This is a genomic window from Streptosporangium sp. NPDC049376 (assembly GCF_044466505.1).
In the GTDB taxonomy this organism is placed as follows: Bacteria; Actinomycetota; Actinomycetes; order Streptosporangiales; family Streptosporangiaceae; genus Streptosporangium.
The window spans coordinates 21,750-41,916 of the sequence record NZ_JBITMT010000022.1 but is presented as its reverse complement, the minus strand read 5'-3'; the positions used below and the strand labels follow the sequence as shown (position 1 = coordinate 41,916).

At 72.0% G+C, this 20,167-nt stretch carries 15 protein-coding genes; 4 read left to right on the top strand and 11 right to left on the bottom strand.

Annotated elements, in window-relative coordinates; genetic code table 11:
• Positions 1–79 precede the first annotated feature (79 nt).
• The 7 genes from ACIBVQ_RS34485 to ACIBVQ_RS34455 form a co-directional block, all read right to left on the bottom strand.
• Complete coding sequence (locus ACIBVQ_RS34485) at positions 80–1,018, bottom strand: NAD-dependent epimerase/dehydratase family protein (protein ID WP_399182699.1); 939 nt, start codon at positions 1,016–1,018, stop codon at positions 80–82.
• Positions 1,019–1,326: 308 nt separating this feature from the next.
• Positions 1,327–2,517: a cytochrome P450 gene (locus ACIBVQ_RS34480; RefSeq protein ID WP_399182697.1), complete on the bottom strand. Its 1,191-nt coding sequence runs from the start codon at positions 2,515–2,517 to the stop codon at positions 1,327–1,329.
• Positions 2,518–2,587: 70 nt separating this feature from the next.
• On the bottom strand, positions 2,588–3,484 hold the full coding sequence (locus ACIBVQ_RS34475) for a UbiA family prenyltransferase (protein ID WP_399182695.1): 897 nt from the start codon (positions 3,482–3,484) through the stop codon (positions 2,588–2,590).
• A complete protein-coding gene (locus ACIBVQ_RS34470) occupies positions 3,481–6,192 on the bottom strand; it encodes a PEP/pyruvate-binding domain-containing protein (RefSeq protein WP_399182693.1) in 2,712 nt (903 codons plus the stop codon). The genes ACIBVQ_RS34475 and ACIBVQ_RS34470 overlap by 4 nt, the downstream gene beginning before the upstream one ends.
• Positions 6,189–6,908 carry a nitroreductase family protein gene (locus ACIBVQ_RS34465; RefSeq protein ID WP_399182691.1) on the bottom strand — a complete coding sequence of 240 codons (720 nt, stop codon included), beginning with the start codon at positions 6,906–6,908 and terminating at the stop codon, positions 6,189–6,191. The genes ACIBVQ_RS34470 and ACIBVQ_RS34465 overlap by 4 nt, the downstream gene beginning before the upstream one ends.
• A gap of 2 nt (positions 6,909–6,910) precedes the next feature.
• On the bottom strand, positions 6,911–7,576 hold the full coding sequence (locus ACIBVQ_RS34460; RefSeq protein WP_352015823.1) for an isoprenylcysteine carboxylmethyltransferase family protein: 666 nt from the start codon (positions 7,574–7,576) through the stop codon (positions 6,911–6,913).
• Positions 7,573–8,478: an AfsA-related hotdog domain-containing protein gene (locus ACIBVQ_RS34455; protein ID WP_399182689.1), complete on the bottom strand. Its 906-nt coding sequence runs from the start codon at positions 8,476–8,478 to the stop codon at positions 7,573–7,575. Before ACIBVQ_RS34455 ends, ACIBVQ_RS34460 begins: the two co-directional genes overlap by 4 nt.
• A 764-nt stretch (positions 8,479–9,242) precedes the next feature.
• Between ACIBVQ_RS34455 and ACIBVQ_RS34450 the strand changes: the two genes are divergently transcribed.
• The 4 genes from ACIBVQ_RS34450 (at position 9,243) to ACIBVQ_RS34435 (ending at position 12,547) form a co-directional block, all read left to right on the top strand.
• Positions 9,243–10,094 carry a maleylpyruvate isomerase N-terminal domain-containing protein gene (locus ACIBVQ_RS34450; protein ID WP_399182687.1) on the top strand — a complete coding sequence of 284 codons (852 nt, stop codon included), beginning with the start codon at positions 9,243–9,245 and terminating at the stop codon, positions 10,092–10,094.
• Positions 10,095–10,320: 226 nt separating this feature from the next.
• A complete protein-coding gene (locus tag ACIBVQ_RS34445; RefSeq protein WP_362911318.1) occupies positions 10,321–10,482 on the top strand; it encodes a hypothetical protein in 162 nt (53 codons plus the stop codon).
• A 62-nt stretch (positions 10,483–10,544) separates the two neighbouring features.
• A complete protein-coding gene (locus tag ACIBVQ_RS34440; protein WP_399182685.1) occupies positions 10,545–11,555 on the top strand; it encodes an MvdC/MvdD family ATP grasp protein in 1,011 nt (336 codons plus the stop codon).
• The gene (locus ACIBVQ_RS34435; RefSeq protein ID WP_386189535.1) at positions 11,552–12,547 is read left to right on the top strand and encodes a TIGR04500 family putative peptide maturation system protein; all 996 of its coding nucleotides are present in this window, start codon (positions 11,552–11,554) and stop codon (positions 12,545–12,547) included. The genes ACIBVQ_RS34440 and ACIBVQ_RS34435 overlap by 4 nt, the downstream gene beginning before the upstream one ends.
• A gap of 12 nt (positions 12,548–12,559) precedes the next feature.
• On the opposite strand, the gene ACIBVQ_RS34430 is transcribed toward ACIBVQ_RS34435, so the two are convergent.
• Genes ACIBVQ_RS34430 through ACIBVQ_RS34415 form a run of 4 tightly spaced genes read right to left on the bottom strand, consistent with a single transcriptional unit; the run spans position 12,560 to position 20,085 of the window.
• Positions 12,560–13,246 carry an ABC transporter ATP-binding protein gene (locus ACIBVQ_RS34430; protein ID WP_352015817.1) on the bottom strand — a complete coding sequence of 229 codons (687 nt, stop codon included), beginning with the start codon at positions 13,244–13,246 and terminating at the stop codon, positions 12,560–12,562.
• On the bottom strand, positions 13,236–14,204 hold the full coding sequence (locus ACIBVQ_RS34425; protein WP_399182683.1) for an ABC transporter ATP-binding protein: 969 nt from the start codon (positions 14,202–14,204) through the stop codon (positions 13,236–13,238). Before ACIBVQ_RS34425 ends, ACIBVQ_RS34430 begins: the two co-directional genes overlap by 11 nt.
• A gap of 2 nt (positions 14,205–14,206) precedes the next feature.
• Complete coding sequence (locus ACIBVQ_RS34420; protein ID WP_399182681.1) at positions 14,207–16,786, bottom strand: hypothetical protein; 2,580 nt, start codon at positions 16,784–16,786, stop codon at positions 14,207–14,209.
• The gene (locus tag ACIBVQ_RS34415) at positions 16,783–20,085 is read right to left on the bottom strand and encodes an ABC transporter permease (protein ID WP_399182679.1); all 3,303 of its coding nucleotides are present in this window, start codon (positions 20,083–20,085) and stop codon (positions 16,783–16,785) included. The genes ACIBVQ_RS34420 and ACIBVQ_RS34415 overlap by 4 nt, the downstream gene beginning before the upstream one ends.
• Between the last annotated feature and the right edge of the window lie 82 nt (positions 20,086–20,167).

The following is a 20,167-nucleotide window of genomic DNA, read 5'->3' as shown; positions in this document are numbered from 1 at the left end:
CTGACACGGTACCGAGGCCTTGCACGTGTCGGGGAGCGCTCACACAGTGATGACGGGGGACACGCTGTGGAAGCGTTCCCTAGGAGAGCGCCCGGTCGGGCTGGCCGTCGCGCACCCATGCGTACGCGCGGGCGATTCCCTGCTCGATGGGAGTGGTGGCCGTCCATCCCAGGTCGTGTTCGGCGGCGACGGCGTTCAGGGCGCTGCGCTGAAGCTCACCGGGCCGGGCGGCGGCGAAGACCGGTTCGATGTCGCGGCCGGCGGCCTGGCCGATGTGCTTGATCAGCTCCACGACGCTGGTCTCCTGGCCGGTGCCGATGTTCCACACCCCACCCACCCGGGTGTCGCCTGCGGCGAGGAACGCGGCGGCGACGTCGCCGACGTACACGTAGTCGCGGGTCTGCGCGCCGTCACCGAAGATCGTGGGTCGTCGGCCGGTATGGGCACAGCCGGAGAAGATCGCCACCACACCGGCTTCGCCTGCGGGGTCCTGGCGGGGCCCGTAGACGTTGCCCAGCCGCAGCGCGGTGTGGCGGGTGCCGTACAGCCGGTTGAACAGGCCGAGATACTGCTCGGCGCAGTACTTCGCCGTGCCGTACGGGGCTTCGGGCGCGGGCTGGACCTGCTCGTCGGAGGGGATGGGCGCCTCCGTCCCGTACAGGGCGCCGCCGGTGGAGGCGAACACGAGTTTGGCGTCCACCTGACGGGCGGCCTGTAGCAGATTGATGGTGCCGCCGATGTTGACGGCCGCGTCGTGCGCCGGGTCGGTGACCGACGTCCGGACGTCGATCTGCGCGGCCAGGTGATAGATGACCTGCGGCTGCGTCTCGGCGACCACGGCGGCGACCGAGGCGGCGTCGGTGACGTCGATCTCCCAGAGCATGGGGCCCTTGGGCAGGCGGCTTGTCCTGCCGTTGGAGAGGTCGTCGATCACGTGGACGGTGTCGCCCCGTTGGAGAAGGGCATCGACGATGTGGGAGCCGATGAATCCGGCACCGCCGGTGACGAGTGTGTTCATGCCCGGCAGCCTAAGGGCGCTCATACCGCCTGACCTGGAAAATCGGACGGCTTAGCACACGCGTTGGCCGCGCAGCTAAACCCGGTCGCCCAGGTGCTGTAGGTCGGATGGCAGGCGATGCGCTCGGTGGTACGCACCTGCCGACGCATGTTCATCCAGCCGCCGCCACGCAGGACTCCATAGCGTCCCTGGGCGAGGCGCAGGTCCCTCATCGCCCTGGTGTGGTTCCTCCAGCTCGGCCCTGGCGGGCCGGCGACGCCTCACAAGAGGAACGGTTCCCCGCCCGGCCGTGACCGGGCGGGGAGGGTTCACCAGCGGACCGGAAGCTCCCGCAGTCCCCGGATGAACATGCCGCGGCGCCACACCAGTTCCTCGGCCGGTACGGCCAGCGCCAGCCCGGGGAACCGGCCGAGCAGCGCCCCGAGGCCGACGTGGATCTCGGCCCTGGCCAGGTGGGCGCCGGGGCAGAAGTGCCTGCCGTGCCCGAAGGCCAGGTGCGGGTTGACCTCGCGGGCCGGGTCGAACCGCCCCGGTTCGGTGAACATCCCGGGGTCCCGGTTGGCGGCGTCGATCAGCGGCACCACCACCTGGCCCGCGCGCACCAGGGTCTCGCCGAGCCGTACGTCCTCGGTGGCGACGTGCGGCGCTCCGCCGGTCGAACCGAGCGCGTTCCAGCGCAGCATCTCCTCGACGGCGGGGGCGAGCGCGTCCGGTTCGGCGCGCAGGCGGGCGGCCAGGGCCGGGTCCTGGAGCACCGTGAGCACGCACATGGCCAGCTGGTTGCCGGTCGTCTCGTAGCCCGCCATCAGCAGCCCGGCGCCGAAGACCACGATCTCCTCGACGCTGAGCCGTTCCTCCTCCGGCGCGGTCAGCAGTTCGGTCAGCAGGTCGGGCCCGGGCCGTCCGGCCGCGATCTCCTCTCCCCTGGCCGCGACCAGGGCGGTGAAGTAGCGCCGCGACTCGGCGTGCGCCTCGGCCACCTCCTCGGGGGCGAACCGGCCCGCGGACATCATCCTGTCCACCAGCGGGCGCAGCATGGTCCGGTCCGCCCAGGGGACGCCGAGCATCTCGGTGATGACGCGCAGCGCGAGCGGCACGGTGAACCCGTCGACCAGGTCGACCGGCCGTTCGCCCTTCTCCAGGTCGTCGAGCAGTTCCCCGGCGACCTCGCGCAGCCAGGGCGTCTGCTGCCTGGCCCGGCGCGCGGTGAAGGCGTGCAGTACGGCCCGCCGCCTGCGGGTGTGCACCGGCGGGTCACTGGTGGCCAGCGCCAGCGACTCGGGGGTGCGGGCGAACATCGGCCGCCCGGAGAAGGCGGCCCGGCTGAACCGGTCGTCGGACAGCACCGCCCTGACCTCGGCGTGCCGGGAGACCAGCAGCGCCTGCCTGCCGTTCGACAGCGTCACCTCGGGCAGGCCCGGCTGGCTGAGCAGTTCCTCGTACTCCTTCGGCGGCCGGGCGTCCGGCCCCTCGGGGAAGGGGAAGCGGCGGGTGGTCATCCGGCGTCCTCTCCGAATAGGGCCACAACCAGGTCCTCGTACTCCCTGGGGGAGGGGAAGCGGCGGGGGGTCATCCGGTGTCCTTTCCGAGCAGGGCCACGACCAGGTAGAGGACGAAGCTGGACAGCAGGAACAGGGCGGGCGGCAGCACCGGCCACCGTACGGCCCGCCGCCGCCAGAACGCGTCGGCGCCGGAGACGACGAAGCCCAGCGGGAGCACGACCAGCCAGCCCCACGGCGACGACTCCCACGGCCGGACGAACGCCAGCGCGACCGCGACGGACACCACGGCGCTGACCGTCGAGATCACCGCCGTCCGCTCCGCACCCCACACCGTGACGTAGCTGCGCTCGCCCGGCCGTAGATCACGGGTGACCTTGCGGGCGAACTCCAGGTGCAGGTACGCAGTCGCCGCGGTCAGCAGCGCGGGCACCACGTGCCACCCCGGCCCGAGGCCCGTCTGGTGCAGCACCCCGGCGTAGAGGTAGAGGTTGATCAGGATCTGCACCGGGAAGCTGACCAGCAGGCCGGTCACCACGTCGTCGCCGTGCGGCCACCCGAGCAGCCGGTCGGCCGCCAGCACCAGCAGTGCGTACCCCAGCTGCACGGCCAGCGCGACCAGGGCGATCCCCCGGCCCGCGTTGAGCGCGAGCACGACCACGACACCGACCGCGATGAGGACCGCCAGGTCACCCACCCGGACGGCGCCGCTCGGCAGCGGCCGTCCGGGGTTGTGCTCGCGGTCGTAGTCGAGGTCCCTGATGTCGTCCAGGGCCCGCATCAGCAGCAGGTCGATCGCGAAGGTCAGCGCCGCGACCACGACGCCGACGTCGGGACGCCAGCCGGTGAGACGCGGGTCGACCAGCGCGAACAGCGCCGTGACGCCGACGGCCCAGCTCACCCCGTAGGGAAGGTAGAAGGCGGGCGGGTAGCTGCCCAGCACGTATCTGCCGAGACGGCCGATCATCCCTCGCCCTCCTCGGGGGCCTCGTCCAGGACGCGTACGGTCCCCGCGGCTCCGTCCAGCTCGATCAGGGCTCCGTCGGGGATGCGGGTCGTCGCGCCCGCGACCGCGACGACGGTCGGCACCCCGAGCAGCCTGCCGGTGATGGCGGTGTGGGACAGCAGCGTGCCGCGTTCGACGACCAGTCCCCTGGCGGCGCTCATCAGGAACAGCCACCCGGGGTCGGTCTCCCTGGCGATGAGGATTCTGTCCTGGCAGGCCTCAGGGGGGATCGAGGGGTGCGGCACGACCTTGGCGCGGGCGCGCACGACTCCGGCGCTCGACGCCAGGCCGCGCAGCAGCCGGGGGTCTCCCTCCTGTTCCCGGGGCTCCGTCCGCCGTGCCCCCACGTCCCTGGCGAGGCCCTCGCCGGTGAGCAGGCGTGAGGGCGGGGCGGGCAGGGCCTCGTTGAACTCCCGCTCCTTCCTGCGGTGCGCGGCCAGCGGACGCAGGTCGGCGCCGGGCAGCGTGCCCTCGAAGGCACCGAGGACCTCCTGCACGGTCAGGTCGATCACGTCGTCCGCCCGGTCGAGGTGACCCGCCTTCGCCAGTTCGGCCCCCAGCCGGAACAGCACTCCCCGGGACAGGCCGTACAGCTCGGTGCGGCAGAACCTGGTGTCCTCCCGCGCCTTGACCAGCCCGCGCATCGCGGCGGCCAGCAGCCGCAACGCCGTACGGCGCAGCAGACCCGGGCAGCGTTCGCGCAGCTCCCGCTCCGCCTCCCGGCGGACCCGCAGCTCCTCGGCCCGGCTCGCGGCGACCGTGAGACCCTGCCTGACGAAGGGGCGGACCATGTCGAGCACCATCCACGGCCGCTGCCTGGGGGTCGGCTCCTCAAGCTTGAGGTCACCGGCCGCGCGGTCGCCGTAGCGGCGCAGGTGCGCGACGGCCGCCCCGGCGATCGCGGAGCCGTACCGGCCCTCGACCAGTTCCTCCCACGCCCGTCTGGCGTCCTCGGGCCGTTCGGCGGCGAGGACCCGCTCGCGGGCGGGCCCGTTGGCGCCGACCAGTTCGGCCAACGCGATCGCGGAACGCAGTGCGGCCAGCGAGCGGTTGTCCGGCCCGCCGGACAGCAGGCCGAGCATCAGGGCACGGCCGTCCTGCCCGGCCCAGCGGCGCAGCAGCCGGTCGAGGGTGCCCGCGACCGTCATGCTGAAGACGCTGTTGGTCAGCGTGACCCCCCAGCGCACCGCGACCTGCGCCCACAGCCGCCGGTAGAAGGCGACCAGTTCCGCGGGTTCGGCGTGGTCGATCCGCTCGTGGGCCGTGGCTGCGGTCCCGTCCCACCAGGTCAGGAACTCGCGCACGTCACGGGGGTGGCGCAGCGCCCTGCGGAGGTAGCCGGGGGCGATCCGCAGGGCCCGCAGCGGCCAGCCGGGGCGGGGCGGGACCGAGCGGGGGTCGTCGGCCAGCCCCATCGAGTGCTCCCACCACCCCCTGACGAACTCGAAGACCGGCAGCCTGCCGTGCAGGGCGTACCAGGCGTCGAGGCGGTAGAAGACCCGCCCGTCCACCATGCCGACCATCCGCTCCAGGTGGTGCCTGTCGCGGCGCAGCGAACGTTCGGACACGCCCATCCGCCGGTACAGGTCGGTGAAGATCCACCGGTAGAAGTCGCGGGCGAGGGAGTAGGTCAGCGCCCCGGAGACCCCGGGGTAGCTCTCGGTGATGTTGTGGTTGCTCCACAGCACCTGCCGGGTCCGCGGTCTCTCCTCGGGGGGCTCCGCCATGGGCCTGGCCTGCACCACGTACAGCCGCCCGTCCTCGGTGAAGGTGCCCTCCACATCCTGTGGACAGCCGAAGTGCCGTTCGATCCTGGTGAGGGCCTCCACGATCCGGGAGATCCGCTCCCGGTCGAGCACCGGCTTGCCGGCCAGCTCGTCCGGTACGGCCAGCAGGGCGAGCTCCCCGGAACCGTCCGGCGGGCCGACCATCCGGTTCTTGCGGACCGTCCGCTCGGTCACCTCGCCGGTGGCGTGGCTGACGAAGAAGTGGTCAACGTCGGCCTTCTCCTGCACCACGCCCTCGCCGATCCCGAGGGCCGCGGCGATCACGTGCCGGGCGGAGCCGTCACGCGGGTCACGGCTGAAGGCGACGAAGGAGCGGGTTCCCGGCACCATCAGCTGCACGCCGACGGCGACCCGCGTCGCCGTCGGGTCGGCGCCCGCGCGCAGCCGGTACAGCACGGCCTCCGGCTTGTAGGCCGAGGCCCAGCAGTCCACGATCCTGGTGAGCAGGTCACGGCGCGGTACGTACAGGAAGCTGTCGCTCATCCCGGCGAACGGGTCGGCGGCGTCGTCCTCACCGGTCAGACCGGCCGCGGGCACCACGCACGCCCGTACGGCCGCCAGCCCGTCGGGGCCGATCACCTCGTCGAAGGCGGCCAGCGCCGCATCGGCCAGCTCGCCGGGGACGGCCAGCCGGGCCACCTCCGCCGTGGCGGCCTCGCCCCAGGCCTTCACCGCCCCGGCGTCACCGAGCGGCGGCACGGCGGGCAGGCCGTCACGGACCTTCCCCACGACCAGGTCGAACGCCTCGGCGGGCAGGCAGTACAGCGGCGGCACGGGCAGACCGGCCAGCCGCATCGACTCCAGCCTGGCGAACTTGTTGCCGACCCGCGTCACGTCGTGGAGGTCCACCCGCAGCACGGGCGGCTCCGGGACGGGGGTCACGGGTTCGGCTCCTTCCCTGGGCCGTCCTCGCGAGAGCCGTCCTGGGGTCCGTCTCTGAGAGGGCCGTCTCTGAGAGGGCCGTTCCAGCCGTCGATGTGCAGGACCTCCTCAAGGGGAAGACGGGGGCCGGGCCCGAAGTCGGTCCTGAGGCTGTGGGCGGTCGGCAGCAGGCCGCCCTGGCGCACGTTCGGCGGCAGGCCGAGTAGTTCGGCCGCCTCCTTCTCCCGGTCCAGGTGGACGCTGGTCCAGGTCGTGGCCAGGCCCCGGCTGCGCGCGGCCAGCGCGTAACTCCACATGGCCGGCAGCAGGGAGGCCCACAGCCCGGCCTGGTTGCCCTCCGGCAGGTGCCCGTCGGCGAGTTCGAGGCAGGGGATGACGAGCACCGGGATGCGGTGGAGCCGTTCGGCCAGGTCCCGGCCGTCGGTCGCCATGCGTCGCGTGCGCGGGTCGAGTTCGTCGAGCCGGGCGAACAGGGGCGCCATCCGTTCGAGGAAGGCGCGGCGGTAGACGTCGGCGATCCCGGCCCGCAGGCCGGAGTCGGTCAGCACGATCCAGCGCCAGTTCTGCTTGTTGGAGCCGTTGGGGGCCTGCAGGGCCAGGCGCAGGCACTCCTTGACCAGCTCCAGGTCGACCGGCCTGCTCTCGTCGAGGCCGCGCCGTACGGCTCTGGTCGTGGTGAGCAGTTCGTCGCAGGTGAGGTCGGGTCGGGGGTTCACGTTCACCACACTCCGGGGACGACGCGGGGGTGGCCGGTGGCGTAGTCGCGGTAGGCGGGGATGGCCAGCAGCTCCCGCTCCTCGACGTGGATGCGCCTGGCGATGGCCAGGGCCAGGACGACCAGCAGCGCCACGCTGAACGGGTTGAGGAAGAACAGCACCAGCCCGGTGTGCCCGAGCAGCATGCCCGCGTAGGCGGGGTGACGGACCACCCGGTACGGCCCGGTGCGGACGATCACGTGGTCGTCGCGGCGGATCACGTGGTGCGAGTAGAACTGCCCGAGCGTGCGCATCGCGATCTGCCGCAGCGCCACTCCGGAGACGAACATCAGGGCGGGCAGTACGGCCAGCGGGCTCAGCCGCTGCCAGGGGAACGGCCCCAGGAGCGCCGCGGCGATCACGGCGACCCTGGCGCCTCCGTAGAACAGGAGGGTGGCGACCTCGCGGGGCGGGGCGGACGGCCTGCGGAACGTGACGGGCGTCTCCAGGGCGACCCAGACCAGGTTGGCCACGGCGAAGACGGCGGCGGCCAGGTGCGGCGGCTCACCCGCCCGGCCGAGGTGCACGACCAGTCCCGCGACGTTGGCGGTCACGGCGAGCAGGAACAGCACGGGGATGATGTAGCCGGTCCACGCCCTGGGTGTGACCGGTGAGGGGGTGCCGCTCACTCCTGTTCTCCGTTCTGGCGAATCCTCTGGTAGGAGGCGGGGCTGAGGGCTCTGGAGCCGTAGGACAGCGAGCCGATCGGCACGCCCTGGCCGGTCGCCGTCCCACGGCTCACGGTGAGGTCGAAGGTGCCCCGGTTGCCCCGGGGCGGCTGGGTCGGCCAGCGCAGTGTGAGCCGTTCGGCGCGTGGGGGCGCGGCGGGCAGGTCCGCGGCCAGTCTGAGCCAGAGCATCACCGCGTCGCGGGGCCGTTCGTGCGCCAGGTGACTGGCGGCGGTCGCGAACTGCCGCCCCGCCTCGATCATCTCCTCAAGGCCGTAGTGCTCGTTGCCGTGCCTGAACAGGAAGTGCCCGACGGGCGGGGGGACGAGCGGCACCACGTACTCCTCGCGCTCACCGTCGTGGGAGATCGTGGGCTCGCCGATCAGCACGTTCCTCGGGTCGGCGCGGTGCGCGAGCCCTCCCTCGATCGGCGCCGGAGACACCGCGGGGCCCTGTTCCTCGGGGGACTCCGGCCTCGGCTCCTCCGTGAGGGCGACCGTGCCCGCGCACACCGGCCGGTCCTCCTGCAGGGCCAGTACGGTCCACTCCCCCCGCTCGTCCGAGAGTTCGGCGGACAGGTCGATCCCGGGACCGAGTTCGCACATCGAGGTGAACTCGAACGACAGGCGCACCCGGTGGTCCCGTGACAGGACCGCGTGGTCGCGCAGCAGGTCGAGCAGTCCGGTCACCAGCAACATGCCCGGGACGTGGTCGAGCGGGTGGTCGAAGAAGAAGGGGTGGTTCTGGTCCACACACAACGTGGCGCCGTACCGCCCTGGCCGTCCCTCAACCGGAGTGATGACGTTCAGCCAGTCCGACGCCGGAGCGCCGAACGACGTGCCCAGATGGTGATGGGATACCAATGCACAAACCTCCAGCATGGAGTGCGGTGAACAGGGTCAGGCGAATACGGCGGCCCGAAAAAACGCCACCATCAATCGAAAAACCCTCCGATCTCCCGGTGTGCGCGACCGAAAACACGGATTCAACACGACCAATTCGCGGAGCGAACATCATCGCCGGATTCGGGTTGCGCATCTTCCAAATTGCTCTATTTCGGAGAATATGTTGACAGTGCCCGTTTGGAATAGGTCTGTCGTGTTACCTGGGCAAAGATGGCAATCCACCGGCGACTACGACATCCCTAAGCATCCGAAACATGGACATAGGTCACGAAAGTATGTTTTTGGCCGACCCTGATGCCCGTCCGGCGCCCCGCCCTGGACCCGCACCGGAGCACCCCTCAGGCCTCCGATGCCCCATCCGCCCCTCACGCCGAGAACACGGCCTCACAACGGCGGCCGAAGAAAGGAGATCCGAGCCCTGGCCGCCGGCCGGTACCCGACCGAGCCCGCCCGGGGAAAGGGGACCGACTCGGCCCACAACGCGTTCCCCGGGCGTTTCTCAAGGTCAGGCCATACCTGATCGCGAAATATCCCCCATCGGGCTGCTTCCTGGTGGAGAAACCACGTCATCGGCCATTAGGTTCGTATGTTCGGATGTTACGGTGATGGAGTTTTCGGCCGCTCCCGTCTCGTGGAGGCGGATCGGCTTCCCTCCCGGGAAACGCCATTCCGGCCCGCGAAACGCCTTTCACGAACCCCCACGCGAAAACATGGAGGCAGACGTGGCCGCGCCCATCACCCATGACCAGTGGAAGTCCGTACGTTCCTCCCTCAGGCGGGTCGGCGACCGGTTCACCGAGATGGTCGTCTCGGCGCCCGACGCCCGCGCGGAGGTGACCCCCGGCTGGTCGGTCTCCGAGACCGCCGCCCACCTGACCGTCGTCGCCTGGCTCTACACCTCCCTGGTACGGCCCGCGGAGGTGCCCAACCCGTTCCCCGTCCTGGACGGGTGGCTGGACGACATCACCGTCGACGACATCGACGACTTCAACGAGCTGACGCTGCGCGACTTCACCGAACGCGACCCGCGCAGGCTCGCCGAACTGCTGAACACCCACATCGACGACCTGCTCGCCTCGACCGAGGACTTCGACCCGACGCTGCCGGTCTCCTGGCTCGGCGGCTCCCGCGTCCCGGTCGCCGGGATCATCGCCCACCTGCTCAACGAACTGCTGCTGCACGGCCACGACATGGGACGCGCCCTCGGCATGACGTGGCGGATCGCCTCCTCGGACGCGGCCTTCTTCGTCGAGCTGTTCATGGCCGGGGTCGTCCGCCACGGTTCCGGACGACTGCTGGAGACCGGCCAGCCCCGCTCCGAACGCCCGATCGCGGTCGAGTTCCGCTCGCCGTACATCACCACCGTGACGATGGTCCTGCGCGACGGGCGGGTGACGCTCGGGGAGCCGGGGCGCAGGCCGGACGTGCGGGTGACCTTCGACCCGGCGGTCTTCAACCTGATGATGTTCGGCCGCATCGGCAAGCTGCGGGCCCTGCTCAGCGGCCGGGTGACGATCGGCGGGCCCCGACCCTGGCTGCTGCCCGCCTTCCTGCGCGTCGTCCACATGCCCTGAGCCCCTTTCCGGACTTTTCCGGATTTCTGCACTCTTTCGCCAATTTTCTCCTCATATGTCGACTGCTCTCTCGGGCGTCGGCGGCGAGGATCGTGAGCGGCTCTCATAATTCCCGGCCGATATCCGGATTTCCTTCCAGGCAAGATCCAAGTTTCCTCCAAGTCCTCTCCAAGGGGCCGGGTGAAGGATCGGTCTCGTTGAAGCGAGAAACCGATGGAGGTGTGGAATGACTGTTCGCATCGATGACCTGGACGGCTCCGCCGAGGTCTCTGACGAGGTACTGGGCGCCGTGGTCGGCGGTCGGCCGCCGATGACGCCCCCGACCCCGAGGTACGCCTCTTCGCTGGGCAACGGCACCCAGGGCGACCCGCTGCCCGACATTTCCTGAAAGTAAATGGATGGTGCCCGTACGGGTGCACGGGCACCATCCGCCTTCCCGCGGAGAAACCCGTGATCCTGGTAATCAGCAGAAAAGAAGACCTCGCGGTCAACCTGGTCCTGCCCGAACTCACCGAGCGAGGAATCGAAACGCTCTGGTGGGATCCGGGCGACTATCCCACCGAGAGCCGGATCACCTCGCGCCTGACCGGCGGGCGGTGGCGGCACACCCTGGTGACGAACGGCACCGAGTACGACTTCTCCCTCTTCAGCGCCGTCTGGAACCGCAGGCCCTCCCGGCCCAGGGCGGCGGACGTCGTGACGGACGAGACGCACCGCGACTACGTCCGGAAGATCGCGCGCTTCCACCTCAACGGGTGGGAGGACACCCTGGACGCGCGCTGGTTCCCCGCCCGCACCGCCGACGTGCTCCGCACCCAGAACAAGCTGCTCAACCTCGCCGCCGCCGCCGAACTCGGTTTCACCGTCCCGGAGACGACCGTCACCAACAGCCCCGAAGGACTCATCGAGGTCTGGGAGGAGACGGAGGGCCGGATGATCGCCAAGGAGGTCGAGTTCGTGGAGTTCGGAATCGACGGCATGGGCCACAACTTCTACACGACCCCGGTCTCCCGGCGGCATCTCACCGGCAGGCACCGCCTGGCCCACGCCCCCGTGATCCTGCAGCCCTACGTGGACAAGGCCGTGGAGCTGCGGATCACCGTCGTGGGCGACCAGGTCTTCACCGCCGAGATCCACTCCCAGGGCTCGAAGGCGACCCGCCACGACTACCGGCACTACGAAGGCCACTTCTCCAAGTACGCCGTCCACGACCTGCCCAAGGACATGGAACGGCGCTGCGTCGAACTGGTCCGTTCCCTGGACCTGGCCTTCGGCTGCATCGATGTGATCCTCACCCCGGAAGGCGAGTACGTGTATCTGGAACTCAACCCCAACGGACAGTGGGGATGGATCGAGGAGTTCACCGACCTGCCCATCTCCAGGGCGATCGCCGACTGGCTCGCCGCCGGAGAACCCGCCGTCGGGGCGGACGGGCCGACCCGGCAGGAGGTCCCGGCGTGAGCGGGTTCCCCGAGACGCTCGCCGGGGCCGTCGAGCTGCTGCGCGAGCTGCCGCGCAGGCGTGAGGCCGTACCGGACGCCCGGGAGAGGGTCTCCGCGTGGCGCGCGGCCCACCCCGAGAGCCTGGCCCAGCTCGTGGTCGACGTACGGCCCGGCACCCCGATCGTCGACTACGACCTGGTCCTCGACCACCCCGACGGCGGCTGCGTCGCCATCACCGCCCCCGCCGAGGACGGCGTCCCGTGGACGGCCGAGCACTCCACGCACTGGGCCGCGAGCAACGTGCTGTCCGTGGACGGCCAGCAGCTCTCCGTACAGACCGCCCTGTTCACACTGAAGGCGCTCGCCGACCGCGACCGGACCGTGCACGACGACCTCATCGACTACTGCCTCCTCATCCTGGAGAGCTGGCAGGAGCCGGCCCCCTCCCAGGAGGAGCTCCAGCGGGCCTCCGACGACTTCCGCAGGCATCGCGGCCTGCACAGCCGCGCCGACATGCTGCGCTGGCTCGAAGAGGTCGGCCTGACACCCGGCGCCTACGACAACCACCTGCACTCGCTGGCCAAGATGCGCGGTTTCCGTGCCCGTAGGGAGGCCGAGTCGGCCGAGGCCTACTTCGCGGAGCACGCCGCGGAGTTCGACCGGGTCTCGGCGGTGTGGGCGACCGGCTCCGAGGAGCGGCTGACGGAGCTGGCCGGGCGCGACGACCCCTTCGCCGCGCTCGGGGAAGCGGTCGCCCGGCCGGTCGGGGACCTCACCGTCCACGTGGCCGACCGGTCGGCGTCCGAACTGCCCGCCCCGCTGCGCGAGCTGGGTGAGGGCGAGGCCATCGGTCCGGTGCCCCACCGGGACGGATTCCTGTTCGGAGCCGTACGGCGCCGCGACCCCGCGCGCCCCGACGGGCCGACGCTGGCCGCGGCGGGCAGGGCCGCCTTCACCGCCTTCCTCGCCGACCGGCGGGCGAAGGCCAGGATCGAGTGGTACTGGCTGTGACCCGTCCCCGGCTCAGGCCGGAGCCAGCACCCCGTCACGGAGTTCGAGGACCCGGTCGGCCAGCGTGATCAGGGCGGGGTCGTGCGTGGCGACCAGCGCCGTGACGCCCTCGCTGCGGACCAGGGCGCGGATCAGCCGCATGATCTGGCGGCCGGTCTGCGAGTCGAGCTGGCCGGTCGGCTCGTCGGCGATCAGCAGCCGGGGACGGTTGGCCAGCGCCCGCGCGACGGCCACCCGCTGCCGCTGGCCTCCGGACAGCTCGTAGGGCCGCTGGTCGGCGTGCTCGGCCAGCCCGACGAGGGAGAGCAGCACCCGCACCCGGTCCTCACGCGCGGCCGTCGGTGTACGGCTGAGCCGCATCGGCACCCCGACGTTCTCGGCCGCCGACAGCACCGGGATCAGCCCGAACGACTGGAAGACGAAGCCGACCACGTCCCTGCGCAGGGCCAGCAGCCCCTCCTCGGGCAGCGCGGTCACCTCGTGCCCGGCGACCGTCACCCGGCCCGCGTCCGGCCGGTCCAGACCGCCGACCAGGTTGAGCAGGGTCGTCTTGCCCGACCCGGAACGCCCCCTGACCGCGACCAGCTCCCCGGGGGCCGCCTCGAAGGACACCTCGCGCAGGGCGACGACCTCCTTGGGGCCACTCCGGTAGACCCTGCGCAGCCCCTCGACGGCGACCAGCGACTCCTCAGTCCCCATCCTCGTCCTCCATCTCGCCGACCTTCCTGCCCGGACCGTCGGCGACCTCCTCAGGCCGGACGCCGATGTGGTCGCTCTCCAGCCGCAGGCGGACGCGGCGTTCCATGTTCAGCTCGCTCGTGAAGTCCCTGGGCAGCTGCAGGCGGCCGACGCGGTCGAGCACGGCGTACTCCTCCGCCACGACCAGCCCGTCCGAGGAGGCGCGGCGGAGCGTCTCGCTGCTGGTCCGCCCGTCCCTGATGCCGACGGTCCGGTCCACCTGCCCGGAGACCATGGCGTCGTGGGTGACGATCACCGTGGTGACGCCGAGTTCGCGGTTGGCCCCGCGCAGCGCGGCGAACACCGCCTCCGAGCTCTCGCTGTCCAGCTCTCCGGTCGGCTCGTCGGCCAGGATGACCTGCGGGGCGTTGGCCAGGGCGACCGCGATGGCCACCCGCTGCTGTTCGCCGCCGGACATCTCCGCCGGTCTGCGTTTGGCGCAGTACCCGACGCCCAGCAGGTCGAGCAGTTCCGTGGCCCGGTCGCGCCGCCGTCTGCCCGCCAGGCGCGTCGGCAGTTCGACGTTCTCCGCGGCGCTCAGGTAGGGCAGGAGGTTGCGTGCGGTCTGCTGCCAGATGAAGCCGACCACCTGGCGCCGGTACCTCAGCCGGTCGCGCGCCGTCATCGCCAGCAGGTCGACCCCGGCGACCCTGGCCACCCCGGCGGTCGGCACGTCGAGCCCGGACAGCACGTTGAGCAGCGTGGACTTGCCCGAACCCGAGGCTCCGACGATCGCGACCAGCTCACCCTTCTCGATCAGCAGGTCGAGACCCTGCAGGGCGACCACCTCGACGCCCTCGGTCTTGTAGATGCGCACCAGGTTGTCGCACAGGATGTGCGCGCCCTCCCCGAAGGCGGGGCCGTGCCGTACGGCCTCGGCCTCAAGCTCCGCCAGCGAGGTGTCCGCCAGTCCGCTCACCGTCACTCTCCCTCTCTCAGGCGCGGGGCGACCGCGCGCCCGAGCGTCGCGTACACGAAGGCCCCGAGGACGGCCGCCGCCGCCAGGCCCGCGGTCAACAGGACCGGTGTGGTCAGGTCGGCGGGATAGACCTCGACCGCGAGACCCCCGGTGTAGGCCCGCAGGTCGATCCCGGGCCCCAGTACGGCGGGCAGCGCGAGACCGAGCAGCATCCCGGCCAGCGCGGTCAGCACGATCATCGGGGCGATCTCAAGCACGGTCAGGCGGCGGGCCTGGGCCGTCGACAGTCCCAGGGCCCGCAGGTGGGACAGGGTGCCGGTGCGGTCGGCGCCGCCGGTCACCAGGGCGACGAGCACCGCGGCCAGCGCGTAGCAGACCAGGGCGATCGTGACGACGGTGAAGGCCCGTTCGATCGTCGCGGTGAACGGCGCCCCCTCGATGTCGGCGAGGACGTCGTCGAGGCTCGTCACCTGCACGTCCGGCATGCCGGCCGCGGCCCTCAGCTGTTTGGCGTCCATGCCGGCGCCGTCGATGAACACCGTGTTGACCGGGGAGCCGTCCGGCGGGGCCACGACCAGGGGGCCGCCGCCGTACACGCGGGACAGACCGGTGACGACACCGCCGGGGGTCAGCGCGCGCGAGGTCTTGGCGACCAGTTCGATCGGCCCCCGGCCTGCGAGGTCGGGCGAGACCAGCACCGGCGCGTCCGGCAGGACCAGAGGGCTGCCGGACAGCAGAGCCCGGTAGGCGCGCGTGTCGACGCCGAGCACGATGACCTGCTGCATGTCGGGTCTGACCATGGCGGTGCTCCGCGTCGCGGGGACGACGTTCCCGACCCCGGGGACCTGCCTGATCCGCTCGACCGCCTCCGGGGTGAGGGGCAGGGCGCTGTCCAGCCGGGCGCGGGCGCCGACCTGCTGCCACCCCGAGGCCTGCTGCGTCGTGGCCAGCCCGCCGGAGATCACGGTGCCGAACACCGCGACCGCCAGCGCGGGCAGCAGGATCAGCACCGACAGCGTGGCGGCGGGCCTGGCCCTGGCCGCGAGGGTCAGGCCGAGGAACGGCACCGCGGGCCGCAGCCTGGCGGCCAGCCGTACGGCCAGGCGCAGCGGGTAGGGGTAGCAGCGCAGCACGACCAGCGCGACGGCCACGGTCAGCCCGGCGGGCACCAGGATCAGGAAGGGGTCGGAGCCCCGTTCGCCCGTCTGGGTGGTGAGTCCGCGCTGACGCAGCAGGTAGGTCCCGGCGAGGGCGAGCACGACGACCGCGGCCTCGGCGGTGATCCGCCGGGGCGAGGGGCGGGAGGTCGCGACGTCGTCACGCCGGTCGGCGCGCGGCCACCGGTGGTCCAGGGCCTGCCCGGCGGCCAGCAGCGCGGTGACGGCCACGACGACGAGCGGGCCGAGGTGCACGAAGAGGGTGAGCGGGCCGGGCAGCGCGTAGGACAGGGCGTAGCCCACCACCCCGGCGGGCACCGCGACCGCCGCGACCGTCGCGGCGGTCGTCGCGGCGATCCCGGGCAGGGAGGCTCCCCTGGCCCGGATGAGGACCAGGCTGTGGCGCATGCGTTCGGCCAGCAGCCGTACGACCAGCGCGATCACACCGAGCGACACGGTGAGCAGGCCCCCGATGACGAACAGCAGCAGCGACTCCGCCACGCGCATCCGGCTCAGGTGCTCGTCGAGCAGGAAGTCGAGCCCGGTGTCGAGGGAGCCGGGCGAGGTGCCGTCGAGCACGACCGGGACGGCCCCCCGGAAGGTGCGCACCGCCTCGGCGAGTTCGGGTGCCCGCAGGGTCGTGACCGCGGGGCCGTTGACGCCGATCACCCACTGGTAGGTGACGTTGGGGTACATCGCGCCCAGCTCGGGCAGGGCGGTTCCGGCGACCAGCCCGGTGGCGTACCAGTCGTCGGTGTCGGCCCCGGGCTTACGGATCTTCATGACCCGGCGGAAGGCCTCGTTGTGCCGCCAGTAGCCGCTGTCCGGCTCGATCGGCTCGAACAGTCCGGTGACCGTGGCCGACAGCTTCTGCAGACCGCCGAGCTGCACCGTCGAGCCGACGGGCATCCGCATCTCCTCGGAGGCCTGCTTCGCCAGCGCCACCTCGAACAGCGGTCCGTCGTCCAGCTTCTTCGGCTCTCCCGGCGGACGGCCCTCAACATAGCGGACATACCGCTCGGTGCCGGAGACCCAGCCCAGGTTCAGGTACTGGTAGGAGCGCACCTCGCCGTCCACGGCGAACACGGGGTTCTCGCTCTTGCGCACCATGTGGTGGCTGCTCCCGGCGCCCTGCGCCGCCACGGCCCGGCGGAGTGCGGAGGGCAGTTCCGCCCTGAACCTCCGGTCCGCGTCCAGCAGCACGGCCGGGGTGAGCGGCTCCTGCGGGGGACCGTTGCGCCTGCTGACCACCGTCAGGTCCGTACGCTTCGGCTCGCTCTTGGCCATGGCGTCACGCAGTGCCTCGTCGTAGGCGGTCTGGGTGACCTTGGGCACGGCGGCGACCAGCAGGCAGGCGCTGAGCACCAGCAGGCCGAGCACGGCGGCGACGCCCCGGTTGACCCGTACCTGTGTCCAGGGGTTCATCGGTCCTCCCCGATCCGCAGGGCGCCGCCCATGCCCCGGCGCCGCAGCGCACGGGCCAGCACGGCGACGATCGCGAACAGCAGCACGGCGACCGTGACCAGCAGCCCCAGCGTGGCCGGCCACGGGATGTCCAGCAGCACCCTCGGGGTCACGGCCGTGGCCTGGCCCGTCAGCACGATGTACGGCACGACCAGCGACGCGACGACCACGGCGACCCCGGTCCCGGCCGCCAGGGACAGGCCGATCAGGAAGGCCTGTTCGACCGCGAGCATCGTGAACACCTGCCGGAAGCCGACGCCGAGGGCGCCCAGGATGGCGAACTCGGACGTTCGCTCCCTGGCCGCGACGGCGGCGTTGACGACGAAGCCGAGGACGGCGAAGGAGAGCGCGGCCAGGAAGCCGAGCGTCAGCGCCCCCCTGAGCCCGCCGGCGAGCGGGTCGTCCCTGAGGCCGTCGGCCAGCGAGGACAGGTCGACCACGGTCGTCTCCCAGCCGGGGTGGCGGCTGAGTTCGGCGGCCGCCCCGGTGGTCTCGGCCCCGTCCGTGCTCAGCCACCACTCGGTCGGCATGCGCGGGTTGCGATGGCCGAGCATGTCCCACGCCTGCATCGTCTGCCAGTCCAGCAGTACGGCGGGCACACCGGACGTCGTCCCCGGCACCCCCTCCACGATCCCGGCGACCTTGATCACGGTGGTGTGCCGGTCGAAGGTGACCTTGGCCGTCGCGCCCGTGGTCAGGCGGAGTTTGGCGGCCAGGTCGGCGGTGAGGACGATCGGCAGCGGGCCGAGATGGTCGCCCTGCGGGGTTCCCTCGCTGAAGAACACCGTCTCCTCCCGCACCTCCTTCGCCACGGGGGTGACCGTGACCCGCTGCGGGGCGAGCGCGTCGAACGGTTCGCGGCGCGGCGGGGCCTCGAACGAGGCGGTGAACAGCCCCTCCCCGGTCTCGAAGCCACGCTCCTTGGCGGTCGTGGCCGAAAGCCCGTGGACCAGCCGCGTCCCCTCCGGCACGGTGATCTGGGCGCCGTCTCCCGTCCTGACGCCGAGCACGGCCGCCTCGAAACCGGCCCCCTCGATCGGCAGCGGCACGTCGACGACGATCGCGGCGACGGTCAGCGGGTAGGTCAGCCGCCCGCTCCGCCCGCGCAGCGGCGTCAGGTCGAGTGCCGTCTCCCGCTCCCCGAGGCCGGGGAAGAAGCGGACGGGATACCTCGTGCCCGCGCCGTCGGCGAGCGTCAGCATCAGCCCCGTGTTGGCGTAGTCCTCGGTCTTCGCGGGGTCCTGGACGGTGAGGCGGGTCCGCACGAGCAGCCGGTCGGGGCGTCCGGGGACCGCCAGGCCGGGCAGCTTCGGGCGGGCCGCGGTGAGCCCGCGGGCGAGCGTGCCGATCGTCTCCTTCGACAGGTCGGGACGGAGCTTGAGCATGCCGGGCAGCTCGCTCCCGTCGACGGCCAGCAGGGTCGTCTCCTCACCCGCCAGTTCGCCGCCGCTCTGGTAGACCGGGCTGAGCGAGGTCACGCCGGGCAGCGACGTGTAGGCCGCCGCCCTGCCGAGCGGTCCCAGTTCGGCGTTCTCCGGCGGCGCGGCCACCCGCAGGTCGGCCCCGGCCTGGTGCCTGGCCTGGTCCTCCTGGGAGCCGCGCCAGGTGGCGGTGGTCGCCATGCTGACCACACCGATCGCGACGGCCATGGTCAGCAGCAGCGCGGGCCCCGAGTAGCGTCCCGGACGGCGGCTGACCTGCCAGGCGCCGAGCGCGGGCGCCAGGTCGACGCGGCGGGCGGCGAGCCGTTCCGCGATTTTGGAGACGGGCGGCACGACGCGCAGCCCGATCACGCCACCGCAGAGCAGGGCGACGGCGGGACCGGCCACGATCAGCGGGTCGATGCCCAGTTCGCCCCCGGCGGTCGCGGTGACCGGGGCTCCGTAGTGCTGCAGCTGCCACACCGCGAGCGCCGCGACGACGAGCAGTACCACGTCCGCGCCCGCCCTTTGGAGCGGGCCGTACCGCTGGCCGCGCCCACGCGCCGTCTGCTCGGCCACATAGGTGCGGCGGGAGCCGCTGAGCGCGGGCAGCGTCATCAGTACGGCGCAGCCGAGCGCCACCGCGACCGAGACCACGTAGGCGGCGAGGTAACCGGACGGCCCGACGTCGACTGCGACCGACGTGCCCGACGCCCCCGCCCAGGGGATGGCGTTGACCGCCCTGAGCAGCGGCAGGGCCAGCGGCGGGGCGAGCGCGGCGCACGGCAGCGCGACCAGCAGCGCCTCCCCCGCCGCGAGCAGCGCCAGCCGTACGGCACCGCCGCCCCGGGAGCGCAGCAGCGCGGTCTCCGTGCGCCGGTGGTCGGCCAGCAGCCGGGCCGTCAGCGTCAGCGCGTAGGCGGCCAGCAACAGCAGCTGCAGCACCGGCACGAGCATGGTCGAGCGGGCGACCAGGGTCGCGGTCGCGAGCTGGTTCAGCCGCTCCGGCAGGCGGGTGGCGAGTGTGCAGCCCTCACAGCCCGGCCTTCGCTTGAGCACCCCCTGCATGGCGCCGACCTCGGCGGCCAGGGGACGCAGCCCCTCCCTCGGCAGGGAGCGCAGGTCGGGAACGGCCAGCCAGGAGACCGAGGTGCCCGCGGCGAACCGGTCGAGGAACACCCCCTCGGACACCATGAGCGGTCCGTGGGTGACGTAGCCGCCGACCTCGATGCCCCGGGTGAGCAACGGCTGCCCCGTCCAGCGGCCCGAGTGGGAGTCCTTCAGTTCGAAGACACCGACGATCCTGACGCGGACCTTCGACTTGTCGAGTCGTCCCTCGACCGTGAAGGAGTCCCCGACGGCCATTCCGGTGTCCCGCGCGACGACGCCGGTGATCGCGGCCTCGACGACCTCGGTCCCGGTCTTCGGCCAGGCGCCCTTGACGAGCCGGGCGTGCTCGGCGAGACCCTGCTGGGTGCCGAACCTCAGCAGCTCCGGCTTGGACCTGCGCTCCTGGCCGGGCATGGCGTAGGAGTCCGACTGACCGTGCACCGTCACCACGACGGGCAGGCCCGCGTAGGTCTCGGCGACCTGCGCGCGCAGGGCCTTGTCCGTCGCCTCGAAGGTGCCCTCGTGCACCGGCGCGTTGACCATGGCGCCGGAGACCTCGATGGGAACGGTCTCCAGCGTACGGCGGACACCCGCGTCGACCACCGAGGTGGCGTAGACGCTCAGCCCGACCAGTGTGGTCGTGGCGAGCAGGATCGCCCCGAAAGCCGCGAACAACAGCAGTGGTTCACTGAGCGCGCGGCGCACGACCAGTGCCGTAGGCCTCGGCATGGCACCGCCTCCCCGAGCAGCGATTACATCCGTTGCCGCCACATTCCGGGTAAACGGCACTCCGGAACAAGTTCGGGCAGCG

Coding starts and splice junctions, on each gene's coding strand:
- ACIBVQ_RS34485 (WP_399182699.1), bottom strand. CDS start 1,018: ATGAACACACTCGTCACCGGCGGTGCCGGATTCATCGGCTCCCACATC.
- ACIBVQ_RS34480 (WP_399182697.1), bottom strand. CDS start 2,517: ATGACCACCCGCCGCTTCCCCTTCCCCGAGGGGCCGGACGCCCGGCCG.
- ACIBVQ_RS34475 (WP_399182695.1), bottom strand. CDS start 3,484: ATGATCGGCCGTCTCGGCAGATACGTGCTGGGCAGCTACCCGCCCGCC.
- ACIBVQ_RS34445 (WP_362911318.1), top strand. CDS start 10,321: ATGACTGTTCGCATCGATGACCTGGACGGCTCCGCCGAGGTCTCTGAC.
- ACIBVQ_RS34430 (WP_352015817.1), bottom strand. CDS start 13,246: ATGGGGACTGAGGAGTCGCTGGTCGCCGTCGAGGGGCTGCGCAGGGTC.
- ACIBVQ_RS34420 (WP_399182681.1), bottom strand. CDS start 16,786: ATGAACCCCTGGACACAGGTACGGGTCAACCGGGGCGTCGCCGCCGTG.
- ACIBVQ_RS34415 (WP_399182679.1), bottom strand. CDS start 20,085: ATGCCGAGGCCTACGGCACTGGTCGTGCGCCGCGCGCTCAGTGAACCA.